At 67.2% G+C, this 21228-nt stretch carries 25 protein-coding genes; 5 read left to right on the forward strand and 20 right to left on the reverse strand.

What is annotated here, in order from left to right; all coding sequences use genetic code 11:
• Positions 1–7: 7 nt before the first annotated feature.
• The 3 genes from selD to ACK5F2_RS17250 all read right to left on the reverse strand — a co-directional run bounded on the left by selD (position 8) and on the right by ACK5F2_RS17250 (position 4935).
• Positions 8–1093: a selenide, water dikinase SelD gene (gene selD, locus ACK5F2_RS17240; protein ID WP_409866891.1), complete on the reverse strand. Its 1086-nt coding sequence runs from the start codon at positions 1091–1093 to the stop codon at positions 8–10.
• A gap of 16 nt (positions 1094–1109) precedes the next feature.
• Complete coding sequence (locus tag ACK5F2_RS17245) at positions 1110–2282, reverse strand: helix-turn-helix domain-containing protein (RefSeq protein ID WP_409866893.1); 1173 nt, start codon at positions 2280–2282, stop codon at positions 1110–1112.
• Between the two features lie 106 nt (positions 2283–2388).
• Positions 2389–4935, reverse strand: coding sequence for an ATPase, T2SS/T4P/T4SS family (locus ACK5F2_RS17250; RefSeq protein WP_409866895.1), 2547 nt, complete (start codon positions 4933–4935; stop codon positions 2389–2391).
• Positions 4936–5168: 233 nt separating this feature from the next.
• On the opposite strand from ACK5F2_RS17250, the gene pcp reads away from it, so the two are divergent.
• A complete protein-coding gene (gene pcp, locus ACK5F2_RS17255) occupies positions 5169–5825 on the forward strand; it encodes a pyroglutamyl-peptidase I (protein ID WP_409866898.1) in 657 nt (218 codons plus the stop codon).
• 6 nt (positions 5826–5831) lie between these two features.
• Here pcp and ACK5F2_RS17260 read toward each other — a convergent pair whose 3' ends face one another.
• Together ACK5F2_RS17260 and ACK5F2_RS17265 are read right to left on the reverse strand one after the other, a co-directional pair.
• Entirely contained in the window at positions 5832–6035 is a 204-nt protein-coding gene (locus ACK5F2_RS17260; protein WP_409866900.1) for a zf-HC2 domain-containing protein, read from the reverse strand.
• 27 nt (positions 6036–6062) lie between these two features.
• Complete coding sequence (locus ACK5F2_RS17265) at positions 6063–6623, reverse strand: sigma-70 family RNA polymerase sigma factor (RefSeq protein WP_409866902.1); 561 nt, start codon at positions 6621–6623, stop codon at positions 6063–6065.
• A 141-nt stretch (positions 6624–6764) separates the two neighbouring features.
• On the opposite strand from ACK5F2_RS17265, the gene ACK5F2_RS17270 reads away from it, so the two are divergent.
• Genes ACK5F2_RS17270 through ACK5F2_RS17285 form a run of 4 tightly spaced genes read left to right on the forward strand, consistent with a single transcriptional unit; the run spans position 6765 to position 9166 of the window.
• Positions 6765–7052: a DUF2282 domain-containing protein gene (locus ACK5F2_RS17270; protein ID WP_409866904.1), complete on the forward strand. Its 288-nt coding sequence runs from the start codon at positions 6765–6767 to the stop codon at positions 7050–7052.
• 22 nt (positions 7053–7074) lie between these two features.
• Positions 7075–7932, forward strand: coding sequence for a DUF692 domain-containing protein (locus ACK5F2_RS17275; RefSeq protein ID WP_409866906.1), 858 nt, complete (start codon positions 7075–7077; stop codon positions 7930–7932).
• On the forward strand, positions 7929–8669 hold the full coding sequence (locus ACK5F2_RS17280) for a putative DNA-binding domain-containing protein (protein ID WP_409866909.1): 741 nt from the start codon (positions 7929–7931) through the stop codon (positions 8667–8669). Before ACK5F2_RS17275 ends, ACK5F2_RS17280 begins: the two co-directional genes overlap by 4 nt.
• The gene (locus ACK5F2_RS17285; RefSeq protein WP_409866911.1) at positions 8666–9166 is read left to right on the forward strand and encodes a DoxX family protein; all 501 of its coding nucleotides are present in this window, start codon (positions 8666–8668) and stop codon (positions 9164–9166) included. The genes ACK5F2_RS17280 and ACK5F2_RS17285 overlap by 4 nt, the downstream gene beginning before the upstream one ends.
• Here ACK5F2_RS17285 and tolA read toward each other — a convergent pair.
• From tolA to ACK5F2_RS17360, 15 genes are all read right to left on the reverse strand, one after another.
• Positions 9144–10064, reverse strand: a complete 921-nt coding sequence (gene tolA / locus ACK5F2_RS17290) for a cell envelope integrity protein TolA (RefSeq protein ID WP_409866913.1) — start codon at positions 10062–10064, stop codon at positions 9144–9146. The two genes, ACK5F2_RS17285 and tolA, sit on opposite strands and share 23 nt — an antisense overlap.
• A gap of 51 nt (positions 10065–10115) precedes the next feature.
• Positions 10116–10553 (reverse strand): protein TolR, encoded by a 438-nt coding sequence (gene tolR / locus ACK5F2_RS17295; RefSeq protein WP_409866916.1) that lies wholly within the window; start codon positions 10551–10553, stop codon positions 10116–10118.
• 3 nt (positions 10554–10556) lie between these two features.
• A complete protein-coding gene (tolQ, locus tag ACK5F2_RS17300) occupies positions 10557–11255 on the reverse strand; it encodes a protein TolQ (protein WP_409866918.1) in 699 nt (232 codons plus the stop codon).
• Positions 11252–11692 carry a tol-pal system-associated acyl-CoA thioesterase gene (gene ybgC, locus ACK5F2_RS17305; RefSeq protein ID WP_409866920.1) on the reverse strand — a complete coding sequence of 147 codons (441 nt, stop codon included), beginning with the start codon at positions 11690–11692 and terminating at the stop codon, positions 11252–11254. Before ybgC ends, tolQ begins: the two co-directional genes overlap by 4 nt.
• Positions 11689–12885 carry a pyridoxal phosphate-dependent aminotransferase gene (locus ACK5F2_RS17310; protein WP_409866923.1) on the reverse strand — a complete coding sequence of 399 codons (1197 nt, stop codon included), beginning with the start codon at positions 12883–12885 and terminating at the stop codon, positions 11689–11691. The genes ybgC and ACK5F2_RS17310 overlap by 4 nt, the downstream gene beginning before the upstream one ends.
• 27 nt (positions 12886–12912) lie before the next feature.
• Positions 12913–13392: a transcription antitermination factor NusB gene (nusB, locus tag ACK5F2_RS17315; RefSeq protein WP_409847281.1), complete on the reverse strand. Its 480-nt coding sequence runs from the start codon at positions 13390–13392 to the stop codon at positions 12913–12915.
• A gap of 9 nt (positions 13393–13401) precedes the next feature.
• Positions 13402–13866, reverse strand: coding sequence for a 6,7-dimethyl-8-ribityllumazine synthase (ribH, locus tag ACK5F2_RS17320; RefSeq protein ID WP_409866926.1), 465 nt, complete (start codon positions 13864–13866; stop codon positions 13402–13404).
• Between the two features lie 13 nt (positions 13867–13879).
• Positions 13880–14983, reverse strand: a complete 1104-nt coding sequence (gene ribBA / locus ACK5F2_RS17325) for a bifunctional 3,4-dihydroxy-2-butanone-4-phosphate synthase/GTP cyclohydrolase II (protein WP_409866927.1) — start codon at positions 14981–14983, stop codon at positions 13880–13882.
• 20 nt (positions 14984–15003) lie between these two features.
• Positions 15004–16131, reverse strand: a complete 1128-nt coding sequence (gene ribD, locus ACK5F2_RS17330) for a bifunctional diaminohydroxyphosphoribosylaminopyrimidine deaminase/5-amino-6-(5-phosphoribosylamino)uracil reductase RibD (RefSeq protein ID WP_409866929.1) — start codon at positions 16129–16131, stop codon at positions 15004–15006.
• Between the two features lie 31 nt (positions 16132–16162).
• Positions 16163–17374: a prepilin-type N-terminal cleavage/methylation domain-containing protein gene (locus ACK5F2_RS17335; RefSeq protein WP_409866932.1), complete on the reverse strand. Its 1212-nt coding sequence runs from the start codon at positions 17372–17374 to the stop codon at positions 16163–16165.
• On the reverse strand, positions 17371–18660 hold the full coding sequence (locus ACK5F2_RS17340; RefSeq protein ID WP_409866934.1) for a PilX N-terminal domain-containing pilus assembly protein: 1290 nt from the start codon (positions 18658–18660) through the stop codon (positions 17371–17373). Before ACK5F2_RS17340 ends, ACK5F2_RS17335 begins: the two co-directional genes overlap by 4 nt.
• Entirely contained in the window at positions 18657–19364 is a 708-nt protein-coding gene (locus ACK5F2_RS17345) for a PilW family protein (RefSeq protein ID WP_409866936.1), read from the reverse strand. The genes ACK5F2_RS17340 and ACK5F2_RS17345 overlap by 4 nt, the downstream gene beginning before the upstream one ends.
• A 3-nt stretch (positions 19365–19367) precedes the next feature.
• Positions 19368–19991 (reverse strand): Tfp pilus assembly protein FimT/FimU, encoded by a 624-nt coding sequence (locus ACK5F2_RS17350; protein ID WP_409866938.1) that lies wholly within the window; start codon positions 19989–19991, stop codon positions 19368–19370.
• Positions 19991–20461: a type IV pilin protein gene (locus ACK5F2_RS17355; RefSeq protein ID WP_409866941.1), complete on the reverse strand. Its 471-nt coding sequence runs from the start codon at positions 20459–20461 to the stop codon at positions 19991–19993. Before ACK5F2_RS17355 ends, ACK5F2_RS17350 begins: the two co-directional genes overlap by 1 nt.
• A 104-nt stretch (positions 20462–20565) precedes the next feature.
• A complete protein-coding gene (locus ACK5F2_RS17360) occupies positions 20566–21054 on the reverse strand; it encodes a GspH/FimT family protein (RefSeq protein ID WP_409866943.1) in 489 nt (162 codons plus the stop codon).
• Positions 21055–21228: the final 174 nt, after the last annotated feature.

Below are 21228 nucleotides of genomic sequence, written 5' to 3' on the forward strand. Positions count from 1 at the left end.
GAGCGCCTCAGACCACCCGCAGGCGCGGCACGCCCTCGGCCGGGCGCTCGTCCAGCACCTCGCCGATCTCGGCGGCGTAGTCAAAGCCCTCGCGGCGGAACAGGGCCAGCACCTCGTCCACGGCCTCGGGGGTGCAGGAGACGAGCAGGCCGCCGCTGGTCTGCGGGTCGCTGAGCAGGGCGCGGTCCTCGGCCGCAAAGCCCTCGGGCAGGGCGATCTGGCTGCCGTAGGAGGCCCAGTTGCGGCCCGAGGCGCCGGTCACAAAGCCCTGGCCGGCCAGGGCGCGCACACCCGGCAGCAGGGGCACGCGCGACCAGTCGATGCGCAGGGCAAGGCCCGCGCCGCGCGCCAGCTCCAGGCCGTGGCCGGCCAGGCCGAAGCCGGTGACATCGGTCAGGGCGTGCACGCCGTCCAGCGCCGCCAGGGCCATGCCCGGGGTGTTGAGCTGGGTGGTGCTGGCCACCATGCGGGCATAGCCCGCGGCATCCAGCTGTTCCTTCTTCAGCGCCGCGGAGAGCACGCCCACGCCCAGGGCCTTGCCCAGGATCAGGCGGTCGCCGGGCCGCGCATCGGCATTGCGCTTCAGGCGCTTGGGATGGACCAGGCCCAGGGCCACCAGGCCGTAGATGGGCTCCACCGAATCGATGGTGTGGCCGCCGGCAATCGGGATGCCGGCCGCGGCGCAGACCGCCTGGCCACCGGCCAGGATGCGGCCTATGGTCTCGGGCGGCAGCACATTGATGGGCATGCCCACCAGGGCCAGGGCGAAGATGGGGCGGCCGCCCATGGCGTAGACATCGCTGATTGCATTGGTGGCGGCGATGCGGCCGAAGTCATAGGGATCGTCCACGATGGGCATGAAGAAGTCCGTGGTCGCGACCAGGGCCTGTTCCTCATTGAGCTGGTAGACGGCGGCATCGTCCGCGGTCTCGCTGCGCACCAGCAGCTCGGGCGGCACCAGGCCGCCCACACCGCTGCTTTTCAGGATTTCGGACAGCAGGCCCGGGGCGATCTTGCAGCCGCAGCCGCCACCATGGGACAGGCTGCTGAGACGGGGGACATTGGCTTGGGGAGTGGACGATGTGGCGCTCATGGCGCCGCATCATAGGTCAGGCCATGGTCTTGAGCTTGCGGTAGAGCGTGCTGCGGCCTATGCCCAGCTGCCGGGCGGCTTCCGAGAGATTGCCGGCCGCGGCCTGCACGGCTGCGGCAATGGCCTGTTGTTCGGCCTCGCGCAGGCTGAGATGGCCCGTCGACGAGCTTGCGGCATGGCTGGGGGCCGCTGGCGCGGTTGCGGGCGCTGGCACTGCCGTGGCACCGAGGGCTGCTGGCGCGGGGCCCGCAGGGGCGGCGCGTCGCGGCTCCAGCGCAGCCGCGGACCTGGACTGCCACGGCCTGGACAGACTGAGCTTGGCCCAGCAGGGCGCGGGGGCCAGCCGGGTCTGCAGACAGACGGGCTCGGTACAGCTCGCCAAGTGGCCAAAGCCCATGTCGAACAGGCTCAACACGGTCTCGCGCCGCAGCGCCATGGGTGAGAGCCCCAGCAGCGCTGCCGCCTGCCGGTTGCAGCCGAGCACCCGGCCATCGTCATCAAGAGCCAGCAGACCCTCGGCCAGGGTGCCCAGACCCGAGACCAGTGCATGCAGATGCAGGCGGTGACTGTGGCGGAACTGCTCGCCAAAGCACTGGGCTTCGATCAGCCTGGCGGACATGCCGGCCAGGGCCAGGGTGTGGGGGTGGTAGGAGCGCTTGTCGCCCGAGACATCGATCACGCCCAGCAAGGCACCCTTGTGGTCGAAGATGGGCGCGGCGGAGCAGGTCAGGAAATGCATGGCGCGCAGGTAATGCTCCTGGCCATGGACCAGGGTGGGCGCCTCGGTCATGAGTGCGGTGCCCACGGCATTGGTGCCCTTGTCGGCTTCGGCCCAGAGCGCACCGGGCGCCAGGGCCACCTGGTCGGCGCGTTGCAGAAATCCGGGGTCGCCCAGGGCGTGCAACACGCAGCCACTGGCATCGGTGAGCAGCACCATGCTCTGCCCATGCATGAGTTGCTCGTAGAGCATCTCCATCACCGGCAGAGCCTGGGCGCAAAGACGGGCATTGCGCTGCTGCAACTCGCGCAAGGCCAAGGGGGCGAGTCGATGCAGATCGGCTCCGGACTCGCTGCGCAGACCAAAGGCGCGGCAGCGCTCGTGCGAGGCCATGATCTGGTGACCATGCCGTACATCCAGCGGGGGACGTGGGGCACTCTGTGCGGTCGGGCTGTTGGGGACGGCAGGCATGCTGGCTCCCTGTGGGGCGGGCGAGTTGTCGAATATGGCCCAATGCGCCCGGCCCTGACAAGCGGGAAAACAGCCGGTTTCCCGCGTGCGCTGCCCGTTCTGGGGGTCAGGCGTTGCTGGTGGACCTGACTTCAGCGAGAGTGCTGATCCCGCTCAGCACCTTGATGATGCCGTCCTGGCGCAGGGTGCGCATGCCTTCGCTCAGGGCGCATTGCTGGATCTCCTCGGCCCGTGCGCCGGTCTGGATCAGGCGCCGCACGTCTTTGGATACGGTCAGCAGCTCGTGCAGGCCGGCGCGGCCCTTGTAGCCGGTGTGGTCGCACTTCGCACAGCCGGGGCTGTGATAGTGCTGGAGCTGGCCCTTGTCGCCGTACTGAGCCTGCCATTCGGCTTGAAGTGTGCCGCGATCGCCGCGCTGGTCCTTGGGGAAGACATGGAGATAGTCTTCCAGCAGTTCTTGCAGCTGCGCCTCACTCATGGGCTCGGCCTTGCGGCAGTGCGGGCACAGACGCTTGACCAGGCGTTGGGCCAGCACCGCCAGAAGGGAGTCCGCGAAGTTGAAGGGGTCCATGCCCATGTCCAAGAGACGCGTCACCGTCTCGGGTGCGCTATTGGTATGCAGGGTGGAGAGCACCAGGTGACCGGTCAGTGAGGCTTCGACGGCGATATTGGCGGTCTCCTCGTCGCGGATTTCGCCCACCATGATCACGTCCGGATCGGCACGCAGGAAGGCACGCAGCGCCTTGGCGAAGGTCCAGTCGATCTTGGGGTTGACCTGCACCTGACGCAGGCCCTGCTGGGTGATTTCGATAGGGTCTTCCGCCGTCCAGATCTTGCGGTCTGGTGTGTTGATATGGCCCAGCGCGGAGTGCAGCGTCGTGGTCTTGCCGGAGCCCGTGGGGCCCACGCAAAGCACCATGCCATAGGGCCGGCTGATGGCCTGCTTGAGCGCCTCGAGATTGGCGGGGCTCAGCCCCAGCTTGTCCAGCGGCAGGGGGCGTGCCGAGGACAGCAGGCGCATCACCACATCCTCCAGACCGTTGGTGGTCGGAATGGTGGCAACACGCAGCTCCAGCTTGTGCTGACCCGAGAAGCGTGCGAAGTTGATCTTGCCGTCCTGGGGTTTGCGCCGCTCGGAAATGTCCAGATCGCACATGATCTTGATGCGGGCGATCATGGCGTTGCGGTAGGTATGGGGCAGCTCCAGATAGGGCTGCATCTGCCCGTCCTTGCGAAAGCGGATCCGGACCTTCTCGCGCCCTGGATAGGTTTCGATATGGATGTCTGAGACACCCTGGGCATGGGCCTCGATGATCATGGTGTTGATCAGGCGAACCAGGGAGTTGTCGGACTGTTCGACCTGGGCATCGTCATCGCGGACAGTGCTTTCATGGCTGTCGCGCTCCAGGCTCTCGATCAGCTTGTCGGCATTGTCGAGCTGGAAGTCCAGGGTGAGCGCGGGAATGCGCAGATCGTTGGGCGAGGAGGTGCCGGCTGAGGAGCCGCTGCCAAAGCGGTCGTAGATCTGGGGCAGGGCGAACTGCAGGGTGCCGACCTTGGTGAGGGTAGGCACGACCTTGAGCTGGGAGATGAACTCCACCTCGTCGATGGCGTCGCGGCGTGTGGGATCTTCCATGGCCACGATGAGCTTGCCCTCGCGCAGCACCAGGGGCAGGACCTCCAGGCGCTTGGCCACCGCATAGGGCAGGGTATGCACCGCGTCCGCCTCCACCGGGAAATTTTCCACGTCCACCAGCGGGTAGCCCATCTTGCGAGCCAGGGCCGACTGCAGTTGCTGACGCGTGATCACCCCGCGCCGTACCAGCAGCTGACCGAGCGGCACGGATCGGTCTTCACGCTGCTGTGCCAGCGCCTCGTCCAGCTGCTCCTGGGTCACCAGCTCGAGTGCCAGCAGGGCCTCACCGATGCGCACCATGGGCATCTTGGCTTGTTGCTCGATGGCCTGCATCAGCTGCGCCGAGCTGACCACCTGCTTGGCCACCAGGATGTCGCCCACCCGACGAGTGCGCAGCTCGCTCTGTTCGCGCGCCGCCGCCTCGATCTGGTCTGCGGAGGCCGCGCGATCGCGCACCAGCAGTTCACCCAGGCGCTCGCCGAGTTCAAAGCCGGCCAGCACCTCACGCGGGACGAAGATGCGCTGCACCGAGTCATCGCTGTCGGAAACCGGCGCAAAGAGATAGAGGCCGTTGCCGTCGTGATAGTGGCCGATGGTCACACCCTCCAACTCGCTACCGCCGAGATAGCTGAGACGGAACTTGTTGCGAGGGCGTTGGTCCAGGCTCAGCGCATCAGCGGGATCAAGCTGTGTGGGCGGTGTGGCCGGTATGGGACGCAGCAGTTTGATGGCCCGGAACTGCGAGAACTTCAGGGGCATCGCGCTGCGGGCGGGGGGCACATTGATATGGGCCAGGCGCTCGCTGATCGCCATCAGCACCACATGGCCCATGGTGCGGCTGTTGTTCAGGCCCAGGATCTCGCAGGGCTCGGGGGCCGTCTGCGGCTGGGGCTGGGGGTAGGCGGTATAGGGCGGCGTGGGCCACTGGAACTGAGCCCCCCCCATTGCCGAGCCTGCCGCATCAGGGTCCTGGGCCTTGGCATAGGGCCAGTTCAGGGGGGCTGACGGGTCGTGCATCGGGATCTTCTCCGGGTTGGCGGGCTCGGGGCCTGCAGGCCGGCAGCGAGCGTGAATTTCTGGAACCGTTCTCGGCCGCCAGCTTAGCGCCTTTGTATCGCACAGCATCGGAGGAAGAGCCGGGCCCCGCCCATGCTGATCCCTGGCACCAGCTTGGCTGTGGCAACTTTGTCACGCTGCGGCGCTCCATCGGCCGACTTCCCGGCCCCTGCACCCTTGCTAGCATCGGGCCCATGATCTCCAACTCCGTCCCCAGCCTCCTGCTCACAGGCTTCGAACCCTTTGGCGGCGAGAACCTCAATCCCTCCTGGGAGATTGCACGCGAGCTGGATGGCGAGCTTGTTGAAGGGCTGCGCGTCAAGGCCTGGCAATTGCCCTGCGTCTTCGGCGCGGCCCTTCGCTCCCTGGATCAAGCCCTGGCTGCGCATTCGCCCCTGCTGGTTCTGTCCCTGGGGCAGGCCAGTGGTCGATGTGACCTCTCGCTCGAGCGTGTGGCGATCAATGTGGACGACGCCCGCATTCCCGACAATGCCGGCGCACAGCCCGTGGATGAGCCGGTGCTCGCGACGGGGCCGGCGGCATATTTCTCGACCCTGCCCATCAAGGCCATGGTCGCCGGGCTGCGCGCGGCGGGGATTCCGGCCTCGGTCTCGCAAACGGCCGGCACCTTTGTCTGCAACCATGTGTTCTACGGGCTTCAGCATCGCTTGGCAGGCAGCCCAGTGCGCAGCGGCTTCATGCACATCCCGCTGCTGCCCCAACAGGCTGCTCGCTTTCCGGGGCAGCCCAGTCTGCCTCTGAGTACCCTGGTGGAGGGCACAAGGCTGGCGCTGAGTCTGGCTCTGCGCACCCGCGAGGATGTGCGCGAGCAGGGCGGCACCATCGCCTGAGTCGGCTCAGCCTCCAGACTCGTCGCTGTAGCGGCGCCAGCGCTCGCTGGCACGTCGCATGAGCTGCACCTGCTGCGCGAACCGAGGGCAGGCCCGGCAGGCGAGCATGTGCAGGCGCAGGGCCAGGCGCTCATGCCAGCTCAGGGGCCGGTCCTCGGCTTGGAGCACCAAGGCCGCAGCCTCGCGGCAGCTTTTCTTGAGCAAAGACATGGTGGTGTCAGACGGGTAAGGGCTGGCTCAGGAGCGTTGAAGAGGCGGGGCAAACCAGTTCAGCTGCAGGCATTCGCGCAGGCGCAGCCGGGCTCGATGCAGCATGACCCAGAGATTGGTCGGGCTGATGGCCAGAACCTTACAGATCTCCTCGGTCTCCAGCTCCAGCCACTCCCGCATCATGAAGAGTCTGCCCTGCTGGCCGGGCAGATGCTCCACGCAAGCCTCCAGCACCTTGATGAACTCCAGCTGGCGCAGCGCGGCCTCGGGGTCGCCCCAATCCTGCGGCGCCTCGCGCCAGTGGCCATCGGGGTGGAAGAGGGACTCGTCCAGATCCTGATCATCCTCGGGCGTGGTGCTGATCTCGCGCCGGTGGCTGCGGATCTGGTCCACCAGCTTGTGTTTGAGGATGCCGATCAGCCAGGTCTTGAGCTGGGACTGGCCGGCGAAGGCCTGGGGCTTCTCCAGTGCGGCCAGCAAGGTTTCAGAGACCGCATCCTCGGCCCAGTCCGGGTTGCGCAGCTGCAGGCGCGCGAACTTGAGCAGCTGGGGCCTGAGGGTTTCAAGCGCCTTGGCGAAATCGCTCATGGAACAGGCGCTGCGCGGGCAGCGGTGCAAAAAAGATGGGGCCGAGTGTAAGGACTCCGGTGGCCATGGCGACAGACCCGCAGGTCGGACATCAAGACGCCGATCTTGCCAAACCCCTTGCTCAACCCTTAGGAGATCCTCATGAGCATTCGCAGCACGCAAATTCTGTCCTCGGCCTTTGCCGCCGCCCTGGCCCTGGGTCTGGCCCAGCCCGCTGCCGCCCAGGACAGCGGCAAGGAAAAGTGCTTTGGCATCGCCAAGGCCGGTCAGAACGACTGCGCCAATCTCAGCGGCACCCACTCCTGCGCCGGTCAGGCCAAGGTGGACATGGCGCCGGACGAGTGGAAGTACGTGCCCAAGGGCAGCTGCAAGAGCATGAAGGGCATGACGGCCGATGAGGCCAAGGCCAAGCACGGCGGCAAGAAGTAGGCAGGCGACCGGAGCCCATTGCATGCACACAAGCCCCACGCCCCTGCGGCCGCAGGCCGGCATAGGCTGGCGCCAGCCGCACTATGCCGCGCTGATGGTGCAGCGACCCTCCCTCGGCTTCATCGAGGTGCACTCGGAGAATTTCTTTGCCGAGGGTGGGGCAGCCCTGCAGGTGCTGGAGGCGGGGCGCGCCTGCTACCCGGTGAGCCTGCACGGTGTGGGGCTCTCCCTGGGCTCGGCCAGCGGTCTGGATGTCTGGCATCTGGAGCGTCTGGCCCGCCTGGTGGAGCGCATCGAGCCGGTCCGTGTGTCGGACCATGCCAGCTTTGCCCGCGTGGGGCCGCGACACGGGCAGGACCTGCTGCCCATCGCCTTCACCGAGGCCAGCCTGGACCTGATGGTGGCCCATGTGCAGCAGGTGCAGGAGCGGCTGCGGCGGCCGCTGCTGGTGGAAAACCTCAGCGCCTATCTGGCCTGGGAGGACGATGCCCTGGCGGAGCCGGAGTTCTTCAACGCGCTGGTGCAGCGCAGTGGCTGCCGGCTGCTGCTGGATGTGAACAATCTCGTCGTCAACGCGCTCAACCGTGGCCAAGACCTGGACGCGGCACGCGACAGCGCCTGCGCCTGGATCGATGCGCTGCGCCCGGACTGCGTGGCCGAGATCCATCTGGCCGGGCATAGTCGGCAACAGGGGCTGGTGATCGATGACCATGGCAGCGCGGTCCATGCCTCGGTCTGGGTCGTCTACCGTCACGCCCTGCGGCGCGTGGGTGCCCAGCCCACCCTGATCGAGCGGGACAACAATATCCCGGTCCTTGAAGAACTGCTTCAGGAGGCCGCCGAGGCGGACGCTATCGCGGCCCAGGAGTTGCTGCCGTGAACCCGCCGCGCGATGCCGTGGCTGCGGAGATGCAGCGCCAACAGGCCCTGCTGGCTGCCGTGGACAGCGGGCAGGTGCGCGGCTTTGCCCCGGGCCGCGCGCCGCGGGCCCTGGGCGTGCAGGTCTCGGCGGAGTCGGGCTTGCTGGCATACCGTCGCAATGTGCAGGCCCTGGCAGAGCGGGCCTTGGCGGCGGTCTATCCCAGGCTGCAGGCCGAGTTGGGGCCGCCAGACTTTGCGGCCATGGCCTGGAGCTTGTGGCGCCGCCATCCGCCACGCAGTGGCGATCTCGGTGATTGGGGTCAGGCCTTGCCGGCTTACCTGGCCTGTCAGCCCGGCATGGATCTGGAACTGGTGGATCTGGCGCGCCTGGAATGGGCCTGCCACTGCGCCGAGCGTGCACCCGATGTGAGCCCTGCGCCCGAAACCCTGGCCGCTCTGGCCGCCGCACCCGAGCGGGTCTGGTGTGCCCGACTGGCTCCTGGCATGCAATGGCTGGCGCCCGACCGGCTGGTGTGGCGCCAGGGCTGGCGCGCTCGCAGCATGAGCCTGGCCGAGCAGCCGGCCGTGCTGCATTTCCTCAGGCAACTGATGGTGAATCCGGTGCTTGCCACGGCCTTAGAGGCCTGCCTGAGCCGGTATCCCGAGTTCGATATGAGTGCCTGGTTGCAGCAGGCGCTGTCCGAGGGCTGGCTGCTGGGGCTGGACGAGGCGCCCTGCGCGCAAGAAAGCACATGATGAAGACAGTTCTGACAAGCCTGTGGCGAGCCGCCTGCGATGCCGGCCTGGAGCGGCCCCGCCAGATGGCCGCAGCACCGGCCGCCTTGACAAGCCAGCTGCGTTGGCTGGCCCTGCTGCTGGCCCGGCTCCATGTGGCGCAGGTCTTTTTTCTGTCGGGCCTGAGCAAGCTGCGCGACTGGGAAATCACCCTGGCCCTGTTCCAGGATGAGTACCACGTGCCCTTGCTGCCACCCGAGCTGGCGGCTTGGCTTGGCACCGGTTGCGAGCTGCTGCTGCCGGTTCTGCTCATCCTGGGCCTGGCCACGCGTTTTGCGGCGGCCGGGCTTTCGGTGGTGAATGTGGTGGCGGTGCTCAGCCTGGCCGAGATCGCGCCGGCCGCGCTGCTGGGCCATCAGCTCTGGGGGACGCTGTTGCTGGCGCTCTTGCTGTGCGGCGCGGGCCGCTGGTCGGTGGACGGCTGGCGGGCCGGCCTCACTCGCGGGGCTGGAACCTGATGATCAGATGGGGCGGCACGCGGCCGTCCACATCGCGCGGCAGCGTCTCGGTCTTCTCGATGGCGCGCAACACCGCCTTGTCCCACTCGGGGTCGCCGCTGCTCTTGAGCAGTCGGCTGCTGATGATGCTGCCGTCGGGGGCGACCTTCAGCTCGGCCTCGGCCACCGGATTGCCCAGGCCCGAATCACTGTAGATGATGTTGGGCCGGATGCGGGCCTTGATGCGGCCGGCATAGCTGGACGAGGGGCCGGCGCTTTGCAGGGCCGTGCCGGTGGCATTGGGAGCGCCGCTGGCGCCGGCCATGCCCTGAATGCGCCGCAGGTTCTCCTGGCGCTGCTTCTCCAGCGCGGCCTCGGCCTTCTTGGCGTCCTGCTTGGCCTTCTCTTGCTTGGCCTTGTCCAGTTTTTCCTGCTGGGCCTTTTCCTGGCGGGCCTGCTCTTCCTTCTTCTCTTTCTCGGCCTTCAGGCGCTCCTCGCGAGCCTTCTTCTCCTTGAGCTCCTGCTCGCGCTGCTTGCGCTCGGCCTCTTCCTCGGCGCGCTTCTTGTCCTCGAGCTTTTTCTTCTTCTCGCGCTCGGCGGCGATCTCGGCCTCGCGCTGCTCCTGCAGGCGTTGCTGCTGCTCGATGCTGGGATCGGGACGCGGCGGCTCGGGCGCGGGCTTGGGCGGCTCCGGCTGAGGCTCCGGCGGCGGCGTCTCCTCGCGGGGGGCTGCAGCCACGGGCACGGCGGCCCAGAGCTCGGCCTCGATGGCCGGCTCGGTCTGGCTGCGCCAGTTCAGGCCGGCAGTCAGGCCCAGCAGCAGCAGTCCATGCGCAAGCAGGGCCAGGGCGATGCCGCGGCCCAGACCTGGGCTTGGCGGCGGGCGCAAGGGATCATGTCGCACGGCAAAGGCGCTCATCTGCGGAACCGCTCGTCTTCTCTCGCTACTGTTGTCCGGAACTCGGCGGCCTCAGCCGCCGCTGCTGGCGCCGGTCTTGACGGCCAGGCCCACCTTTGGAATGCCGGCGCTCTGCAGTGCATCCATGACCTTGACCACGGCCTCGTACTTGACGGCCTTGTCGGCGGAGATCACCACGGGCGAGTTCTCCTTGCCGGCTTGCGCCTGCTTGACGCGGTCGGCCAGGCGGTTGAGTTGCACGGTCTCGGGCTCACCCTTGTCGATCTTGAGCTGGAGCTTTTCATCGCTGCTCACGATGACATGGATCACCTGATCGGGCTGCTGGCGACTCTTGCCCACGCTGGGCAGGTCCACCAGACCGGTGGTGATCAGCGGGGCGCTGACCATGAAGATGATCAGCAGCACCAGCATCACGTCGATGAAGGGCACCATATTGATCTCGTTGATGGTGCGGCGGCGGCCACCGCCGCGGGAGCTCATCGCGGGCATGGCTCAATCGGCTCCGTGCTGGTGACCCGACGGCGTGCCCGCATTGCGCTGCAGGATGTTGGAGAACTCTTCGATGAAGGTCTCCATGGTGATGGCACTGCGATCGATCTGGCGGGCGAAGCGGTTGAAGCCCAGCACCGCCGGGATGGCCGCAAACAGGCCGATGGCCGTGGCCACCAGCGCTTCTGCAATGCCGGGGGCCACCGTGGCCAGGGTGACCTGCTGCAGATTGGACAGGCCCACAAAGGCGTGCATGATGCCCCAGATGGTGCCGAACAGGCCCACATAGGGCGAGACCGAGCCGACCGAGGCCAGGAAGGAAAGCTGGGACTCCATCGCGTCGAGCTCGCGCTGGAAGCTGGCGCGCATGGCGCGACGGGCGCCATCGAGCAGGGCGCTGGGGTCGCTGACACGGCGTTCACGCAGCTTGAGGAATTCGCGCATGCCGGCGGCGAATATGCGCTCCAGCGGGGCGCTGCCCTGCTTGCCGTTGACGTTGTTGTAGAGCTCGTTGAGGTTCTTGCCGGACCAGAACTCGGTCTCGAAGGCTTCGTTGCCGGCCTTGATCTTGGAGAGGGCGAAGAATTTGCTGAAGATCACGCTCCAGCTGGCGAGCGACATGCCCACCAGTCCCGCGATCACCAGTTGCACCGGCAAGCTGGCGTGCATGATCAGGCTGACGATGGAAAGATCTTGGTTCATTCTTGGGTGGTGACGGGCAAGAGTGGAGTGGCGTGGGTGTCCAGCGCCTGCAGGATGGGAGCGGGAATACGGGTGGGCTTGAAGCTGTGGCTGTTCACGCAGCCGATGCGGATCTCGCCCTCGGCCAACAGGGCGCCATCGCTGGCGCGGCGGGCCTGCTGGAACAGTGTCATGCTGACGCGCCCGCGCTCGGTGAGTCGCACCGAGACGTGCAGGAAATCATCCAGCCGGGCGGGGCTCAGATAGCGCACCGAGGTGCTGCCGACAATGAACATGGCGCCGCCCTCGACACGCAGCTGTTCCTGCTCGAAGCCCAGGGCGCGCAGCCACTCGGTGCGGGCGCGCTCGAAGAACTTGAGGTAGTTGGCGTAGAAGACCACGCCACCGGCATCGGTGTCTTCCCAGTACACCCGCAGACCGTGGGAGAAATCGCTCATGCTGTCTTCTTGGCGGGCAGGGCGGCAGCCAGGCGGGCCACGGCTTCCTTGAGATCGTCCAGGCTGCTGGCAAAGGACAGACGCACCCAGCGCTCCGCGCCCAGCTTGCCGAAGTCCTTGCCGGGCGTCAGGGCGATATGGGCCTTCTCCATCATCTCGAAGCAGAAGTCCCAGCTGCTGTTGCTGAAGGCCGAGACATCGAACCAGACGTAGAAGGCGCCGTCGGGCATCACCGGCACCGTGAAGCCCAGCTGCTGCAGGGCCGGCACGATGTAGTCGCGCCGGGCACGGAACTCGGCGCGGCGCTGCTCGTAGATCGCCAGCTGCTCCGGCTCGAAGCAGGCCAGGGCCGCATGCTGGGCCACGCTGGAGGCGCAGATGAAGAGGTTTTGCGTGAGCTTCTCCACCGCAGGCAGCAGGGCCGGCGGCAGCACCAGCCAGCCCAGGCGCCAGCCCGTCATGCCGAAGTACTTGGAGAAGCTGTTGACCGAGATCACATCCTCGCCCAGGGCGAGCACGCTGTGGCCGAAGTGGGCCTCGTAGCTCAGGCCCAGATAGATCTCGTCCACGATGCTGATGCCGCCGCGCGCGCGCACCGCCTCGACGATGGCGCGCATTTCCTGCGGTTCGATGGAGGTGCCCGTGGGAGTGCTGGGTGAGGCCAGCAGCACGCCGCGGGTGCGGGCGTCCCAGGCGGCCTCGATCTGCGCCGCCGAGGGCTGGAAGCGCTGCTCCGGTCCGGCGGGCAGCAGCACGGCCTCGGCATCGGCCGCGGCCACGAAATGGCGGTTGCAGGGGTAGCAGGGATCGGGCATCAGCACCCGGTCACCGCGCTCGAACAGGGCCAGGCAGACCAGCTGCAGGGCGGCCGAGGCGCCGGCCGTGACCACGATGCGCTCGGGGGCGATCTGCAGGCCGAAATGCGTGCCGTACCAACGCGCAATGGCCTCGCGCAGGGCCGGCAGACCGGCGGCCGGCGTGTACTGGGTGCGGCCCGCTTCGATGCAGGCCTGCGCCGCGGCCTGCACGGCCGGGGGCGCTGCGAAATCGGGCTCACCGATGTTCAGATAGATCATGCGCCGGCCGCCTTGGGCCGGATCACAGGCCGGGCTGCGGGCGATCTCGGCCGCAGCCTTGGCGCATTCCATCACGTAGAAGGGCTCGATGTGCTCGAGCCGCTGGGCCAGTTTCATGGCGTGCGTGCGGACGGGCGAGGGGGCTCAGCGCTTGGCGGCCTTGACCTCGGCCGGGCGCAGGTCCGCGGCGGCGCGGTCCAGCACGCCATTGACGTACTTGTGGCCGTCGGTGCCGCCAAAGCTCTTGGCCAGCTCCACCGCCTCATTGATCGCCACCTTGTAGGGGATGTCGATGCAGTGCTTGAGCTCGTAAGCGCCAATCATGAGAACCGCGTGCTCGATGGGCGAGAGCTCGGTGGTCTTGCGGTCCACATGGGCGGAGAGCACCGCGTCCAGGTCAGCGGCTTCGAGCACGCAGCCGTGCAGCAGGGCTTCGTAATGGGCCTGGTCGGCCTTGTTGAAGCCGTCCTGCTCACGCATATGGGCGTCGATGGCACCGGCATCCTCGCCCGCCAGCAGCCATTGGTACAGGCCTTGCAGCGCGGCCTCGCGGGCGCGGCGGCGGGCGGACTTGGGGGCGGCACGCTTGCCGGCCGGCTTGTTGGTCTTCTTGTCTTCAGCCATGGTCGTTGTTCAGCGCAGGGTGTCCAGCAGATTGGCCATTTCGACCGCGACGCGGGCGGCGTCGCGGCCTTTCTCGTCCACGCGGGCCCAGGCCTGTTCCTCGGTCTCGACGGTGAGGATGGCATTGGCCACGGGAACCTGGAAGTCCAGCGAGACCCGGGTCACGCCGGCGCCGCTTTCATTGGCCACCAACTCGAAGTGATAGGTCTCGCCGCGGATGATGCAGCCCAGGGCCACCAGGGCGTCGAAGTCCTCGCGCTCGGCCAGAGCGTGCAGGGCCACCGGCACTTCCAGGGCACCCGGCACGGTGATGTGGTGGATGTCGCTTGCATTGACGCCCAGGGCCTGCAGCTCGTCGATGCAGTGCGTGGCCAGGGCTGAGGTCAGGGCGTCATTGAAACGCGCCTGCACGATGCCAATGCGCAGGTCTTGGCCGTTCAGATTGACGGCCTGGCCTTTGTCGGCTGCTTGCATGAAGTGAAAGTCCTTAACTTTGATTGTCCGGGCCGCGGAAACCGCTGACCTCGAGGCCGTAGCCGGTCATGCTGGGCATGCGCCGCGGGCTGCCCAGCAGTTGCATGCGCTGCACGCCCAGCTCGCGCAGGATCTGCGCGCCCACGCCATAGGTGCGCAGGTCCATGGTGGCACGGGGCGCGCTGGCGCCGCTGGCCGGGCGCTGCAGACGCTCCAGCAGGTCCTCGGCCTCTTCGCCGCAGTTCAGCAGCACGGCCACGCCGCGACCGGCGCGCTGGATCTCGGCCAGGGCCTTGGGCAGGGGCCAGGAGTGGCCGCTGGGGCCGGTTTCCAGCAGGTCCAGCACCGACAGCGGCTCATGCACACGAACCAGCACCTCGTCTTCCGGGGTCCAGCTGCCCAGGCTCAGGGCCAGATGCACGCTGCCGCTGCGGTCGCGGAAGCTGCGGGCCCGGAACTCGCCCTGGGCCGTCTGCAGGGGGCGCGAGCCCACGGCCGTGATGATGGACTCGTTGCGGCTGCGGTATTCGATCAGGTCGGCGATGGTGCCGATCTTCAGCCCATGCTCCTGGGCGAAGAGCTCCAGGTCCGGCAGGCGCGCCATGGTGCCATCGTCCTTCATGATCTCGCAGATCACGCTGGCGGGGCTCAGGCCGGCCCTCTGGGCTAGGTCGCAGCCGGCCTCGGTATGGCCGGCGCGCATCAGCACGCCGCCGTCCTGGGCTTGCAGGGGGAAGATGTGGCCCGGCTGGACCAGATCGCTGGCCTGGGCATGGCGGGCCACGGCAGCCTGCACGGTGCGGGCGCGGTCGGCGGCCGAAATGCCGGTGGTGACGCCGGTGGCGGCCTCGATGGACACGGTGAAGGCCGTGCCATGCTTGGTGCCGTTGCGCGTGGCCATGGGCGGCAGCTGCAGGCGTTCGCAGCGCTCGCGGGTCAGGGTCAGGCAGATCAGGCCGCGGCCGTACTTGGCCATGAAATTGATGGCCTCGGGGCTCACATGGTCGGCCGCCAGCACGAGGTCGCCCTCGTTTTCGCGATCTTCTTCGTCGACCAGAATGACCATGCGGCCGGCCGCCAGCTCGGCAACCAGCTCGGGAACAGGTGATATGGGCATAGGGCGTGATTGTAGGCGGCCTAGAGTGCCCAGCCGCGCGGGCGGGCGATCAGACGCAGATCTTCGCCTACGCGCGTGATTTCGCGCCAAAGCAGCTGCGGCGCTTCGTCCAGGGAATTCAGGGGGCCAAAGGCGGCCATTTCGCGGCCCTGGCCCAGCAGCTTGGGCGCCAGATAGACCAGAAACTCGTCCACCAGGCCGGCGCGCAGCAGGGATCCATTGAGTTTGTGGCCGGCCTCGACATGCAGCTCATTGATGCCGCGCCCGCCCAGGTCATGCATCAACGCGGCCAGATCCACCTTGCCGCTCGGATCGGGCAGCAGCACGATCTCGGCGCCCGTGGCACGCAGAGCGGTGGCGCGTTCGGCCGAATCCCGGGCCGCGTAAATCAGCACCTGCCCGGGCGGCTGCAGAATGCGCGCGCCCGGTGGCGTTTCCAGGCGGGAATCCACAATCACGCGCAGGGGCTGGTGCTGTGTCGGCACCAAACGCACATCCAGGCGCGGATCATCCTCCCGTACCGTGCCGATACCGGTGAGCAGGGCGCCGGCCCGGCGACGCCAGGCATGGCCGTCACGGCGGGCCGGCTCGGCCGTGATCCACTGGCTGCGCCCATCGGGCAGGGCGGTGCGGCCGTCCAGCGAGGCGGCGATCTTCATGCGCACAAAGGGTCGGGCGCGCAGCATGCGCGAGAAAAAACCGATATTGAGCTCACGTGCAGGCACGGCCAGCAGGCCCAGGCCGGTGCGGATACCGGCGGCCTGAAGGCGTGCCATGCCCTGGCCAGCCACCTGAGGGTTGGGGTCACCCAGGGCCGCCACGACCCGGCCCAGGCCCGCGGCAATCAGCGCGTCGCAGCAGGGCGGCGTGCGGCCATGGTGAGCACAGGGCTCCAGGGTGACGTAGGCCGTGGCGCCACGCACATCCTCGCCGCGCGCCTGGGCGTCGCGCAGCGCCCTGATCTCGGCATGGGCCTGGCCGGCGGCCTGGGTATGGCCCGCGCCCAGCAGGCGGCCATCGGGCGCCAGGATCACACAGCCGACGCGGGGGTTGGGATCGCTCAGGCCGATGGCCTGCTCGGCCAGCTGCAATGCCTGGCGCATGGCCGCTTCGTCGGCGGCGCTGAAAGAGTCTTCGACAGCGGTCATGGCGGCAGTCTAGCCGCGGCCATGGCCATGCCTAACGCGGGTCGGGCTGGTGCTCGACGGTGGCGCTGTTGAAGAAGTTGCCCTGGCTGGGGTCCACGGGGTGGCCGGCCGGACAATTGCGCGAGCCAGCCACCACCAGGAAGTTCTGCTGCACCAGGGAAGCCTCGACCTTGAGGTAGTTCAGCGGATGCTCGGCATTGCTGATGCTCTTGTCGGCGTTGTAGTCGGCGCTGTAGCGGCAGACGCGGTAGGCACTCGGGCCGCTGAGTGGCAGATCCAGGATGTTGAGCCTGCCATCCCAGCTCGGGGGCGTACGGCTGATGTTCGGGTAGACGATGCAGTAGTAGCGAACGCCCTGGGTCCGGGTGGGGTCGGCAGCGGCGGGAGCGTTGTTGAAACACTCATGGCTGGGCGCAGGTGTCTGCGCATTGACAGCGACCAGGCCAAGGTTCAACGGCAGGGCGGGGCTGAGCGGGAGTTCCGGGTCGGGAGTTTCGCCCGTGGAAAAGCGCACGTGGCCGGCCAACAACATGGCGTTGGTGCTGCCGGTGCAAGAGGCCGCCAATTCGGCGGCGCTGATCGTCTCGGTGGTCGCCGCAGCCGAGAGGCCGCTGCACAGCTGGATGATCAGGCCGCTCTTGTTGTCGAAGATCCAGGCCACGCCACTGGCGAGCGCGGGCGGTTTGAGCAGACTGCGACCGCCGCCCAGATCCTTGGCCTCCGGCGGGATGGTGGGGTGACGATCCGCCGGGCGGCGTAGCGGCGTGCCATCTGGCGGCACCGAGAGTGCGCCGGCCAAGCGCGGATCGCTGCGGGTGATCACGCTGTCGAGCTGGATCTGCTGTTCCTGGCCGACACGGTCCTGCCAACTCACCTGCACGACCACGGCCACTCCCAGGCCGTCGGGCGTGGCGCTGACGTTGCGTGTGAGGGTAAAGCTGGCATTGCCGATCGTGTCGCCCGCATTCGCGCGGGCGGCTTCAGAGACGATCTGGGTATAGGCTCGCCGGCGGTCCTCGGCATTGCCCGAGGCCTGCAACAAGGAATAGGCCCTCAGGGTTTCCATCTCCTGCTGGGCCAGACGTACGGCCTCGGTGCGCTGTCGCGCCAGGTCTGCGCTATTGCGCATGGTGCCTTGCAGGCCGATCAGGGCCACCATGCCGAAGGCCATGACCAGGAGCGAAACCATGGCCTCGATCAGGGTGACGCCGCGCTGCCGGCGCATGAGCGGGTGGGTGTTCATTGCGTGGCGTCCATCCAGCTGCCCGGCACTCGCACAAAGCTGCCGCGCTGATTGCTGATCGTGCCCAGAGTGCCAGCGTCGTAGGCGATGTCCACCGTGCCGGCGGCCACCACATCCCCCTCGCTCAGCAGGGCGCCGATGAGTCGGGCGGGCTGTCCGCTGCTATTGCTCCAGCTGACATCGCCGCGGGCATAGATCAGGCCATGAAGCAGCATGGGGCCTTCCATCTGCAAGCTGCCGTTGACCACCAGCACGATGGGGCGGGTGGGGCTGCCCAGCTGCACATTGCTGACGATGCGGGCCGCGTTGTTCACCCAGATCAGGTCGGCACCTGCGGCGATGGCCTGGCTCAGGGCGTCTGCGCAGTCCGCGTTGCCGCAGCGTACCTCGCGCATCACGGCCTGCTGGCGGTAGGTCTGGGGCGCCATGCCGAAGAAGAGCCGGAACATATCGTCCCCCATGCCCCGGCGCAGGCTTGCGTCATCGCGGATCAGGGCGCTGCCAGCGGGCGTGCCCGGTGTGCTGCTGGAGCGGCCCAATGATCCGCGGTACTCTGCTTGCCCGGTCTGCATCAAAAGGCCGCCGGTCTCGGGATGGGGGTTGTGCAGCCCCAGGCCCACGGCCCCCAGGTCCACGCTGCCCCGCACCGTCAGGGGGGTGGCGGGCGGCGTCTTCAGCGCGCTCACGAGGGCCGCATCGAATTGAAGGGTGTTCTGCGCCAAATTGTTGGTGGCGGCGCGGGCCAGGTTACGGCAATTCGACAGAAGATCGGTGCAGCCCTGCACCGTGATGCGCACCACGCCAGGCCGTGGCGAGACGGCGAAGCGGGTACCGAACATGGGCTGAATCCGCCCATCGGGATCGGCCGCAGGGGCCAGGGTGACCACGCCATTGGCGGGGCAGTCGCATTGCCAACCCTGGCCACCATTGCGTGCGCAGGCGGCCACTTCCCAGTTGGTGTTCAGGATATTGCGACCGATGCTGCGATCGGCCGCAATACCCAGGTGTATGTCGCGAAAACGCTGGCCCGCAGCCGAGGGTTGGCAGTTGGGGCCGACCAGGTCACCGTTGAGTGCACCCAGCACCCACTCCGCACCGGCCTCAGCGGCTTCCTGTGCCAGGGCGGAGCGGTAGTAATTGCTGCCAATGCGTTGCTCGAAAACCAGATTGCGGTTGGAGAAAGCCGCCACCATGGCCATGATGAAGAAGAGCACCATCACCAGCACAAGGGTGCTGGCGCCTTGCTCGTGCGTCCGTGCAAGACGCTGGTGGTGCTTGTATCTCATGGGGCCGGACACGCGCCGAAGACGGCGTCATTGCGCAGGCGCGTGCTGACATTGATGCTGCGGCTGACGTTCGCCCTGTCATGCCTGGCGCGCGCTTCCAAGCGCAGCGATACATCGAGCACCTGCTGTTGCGGACAGTCGGCATCGTTTGCGCAGGGCGTGGGGCAAAACTCCTTGAGTGAGATGGTCTGAACCTGGGGGGTGACCTGGAACACCGTCACCTCCAAGGTGTTGGGGTCGGTCAGGGGCTGCCAGCTGCCACCCAGGTTGAACTGCAGTACGCCTTGCCGCAGCCGGTAGCCGAAGACCTCGTTGGCATCGACCTGGTTGTTCTCATTGGGGGCATTCTTGGCGTCCAGGGCCGAGGTGTAGCTGTAGAGCACCTGTTTGCCGTCTTCGGAGACCTGCAGGGCCAGGGGGTAGGGATTGGCCGTCACGGGCACCGTCGGCGCCCAGACGGACTGGAAGGCCTGGGCCCGGTAGCCCGAGCGGCGCAGGTCGCGCAGCATCAGATCGGCGGCGGCGCGCAGGTCTTGCTGGATCTGGGTTTCGAGGGTGAGGCGGCGATGCTCGTCGATCTGGTTGACCATCATCGTGGAGGCGCCGGCCACGATGATCATGCCCACCGTGATGCCCACCATCAGTTCGACCAGACTCAGGCCGGCTTGGCGGGATCGTGAACCTCGAGGGGCGTGTTTTGCCATGGCTCAGCTCTCCCTCAGGGGTGCGGCGCAGCGCGGGACATCGCTGTAGGAACCATTGGGCGAGCACAGGGTAGGGCGCCCCAAGGGTGTGAGCTGCATGCGCAGCTGATAGCCGCGTCCACCAGTGATTTCCACCATGGCGTTGTTCGGATTGGCTTGCAGCGAGGGCACCATGAAGGCCAGGGCAAATCCCTCGACGCCCGGGCGACCGGTTTCATAGCGCAGCTGCTCTGCGGGTGCCAGGCTGACGCCGGTGAGCGAGGGGATGGACACCGTCTTGAGCTGCAGGAAGCCACCGGTGCAAATGGGTGTGCTGCTGCAATCGCAGCGACCCAGGGCGCTGAATTCGGCAATGGTGTAGCAGCTCTGCGAATTGCCGCTGCTGAAGAAGACGTTGACCCGGCGGTTGCGCAGTCCGGCTTCGGAACGGGCGTAAACCATCAGGGTGCTGAGCTCGTCGGCCACAATGCGCACCCGGCGTTTGTTCATGAAGTCAGCGAGGGAGGGGGTGGCGACGGCCAGCACGATACCCAGGATGCCGACCGTGACCATCAGCTCAATCAGGGTCAGACCACGCGCCTGACCTTGCAGGGGAGAGCGGCGGAGAAGGCTGCGATTCGATGCCATCACTGCGCCCAACACTTGCTTGACGTCGGCTGGCGGGCCGAGTCCGCACTGGTGTAACTGACCTGCCCACCGCTGACCGCAATACCCAGACTGGCGCACTGGCTGTCACTGGACTGAGCGCCTGAAGAAACTGGCGTGGCAGTCACGGTGTAGGTGCTCGTGCTCACATTGCTCAGCGCGATTTCGTAATAGCCCTTGGGTGAGCTGCCACTGCTGAAGCCCAGATCGCTGAGCCTGCTGGTGTAGCTGGTGCGATTGGCCCGCCAACGCTCCTGGGCCTGCTGTACCGCCGTCAGCATGGCGATGGCGTCGGAACGGCGGCTCTTGTGCACCATCTGCTGATAAGTCGGGAGGGCCACCGCGGCCAGGATTCCGACCACGATCAGGGCCAGCATGATCTCAACCAGGGTGAAGCCGCGCAGCACGCGCGCACGCGAGGTGACGGGCAGGATGCGAGCTGAGAGCGGCATGAGGGAATTGTGGGCAGCAGTCGTGAAGGATTTCACATCTTCATCACCGTTTGTCGTCGATGCTTTGCCGTTGGTCGCGCGCTCCCGCGTTCAAGGGGGCCGGGTTAACAAGGGGGTAGTCCCCCCACGGGCGCAGCTGGCGCACAGCTGCGTACCCGGCCCGCGATGCTGACGATATGGCGAATGCTTTTCCGGTCCGCGCCGACGATGTCAATGCTGCCGGTCGAGGTCACGCTGCCTTGGCGAGGCTGGAAGCTCATCTGGGCGACATTGGCCTGCAGACTGTTGAAGCCGCGGCTCGGTGGCAACCACTGCAGCTTGATCAGCTGTTCGGCTTGCGCACAGATGGCCTGACCCTGGTCGGAGCAGGCACAGTCGCCTGCTTTGCCGGTGTGCAAGACATAGCAGCTGCCCTGCAGGTGCTGACTGATGCGCAGGTGCACGGCGCCCGCACCCAGCACCGCCTGGCTACGGGCCGCCTGCAGATCGGTGTAGAGCATCTGGGCGATGCCCTGCAGGTGTTGGCGTTGCTGAAGCTGTCGAAACTGGGGCAGGGCTGCCGCCAGCAAGACGCCGATCGTCAGACAAGCCATGCAGCTTTCAATGAGGCTGAGGCCAGTCTGCCGGCCGCCAACGGCCGTGTGAAAGCGCGAAAGTGGGATGCCAGGGCGCATAAAGCCTCCGCCAGATGGCAAGGGATTGCTCAGAGCAATCTAGGCCCGAGGTTTCGGGCTTTCTGTCCTGCCTAAGGGGGATGCTTTGGGGGG

Source organism: Roseateles sp. (genome assembly GCF_046300915.1).
Lineage (GTDB): Bacteria > Pseudomonadota > Gammaproteobacteria > Burkholderiales > Burkholderiaceae_C > Kinneretia.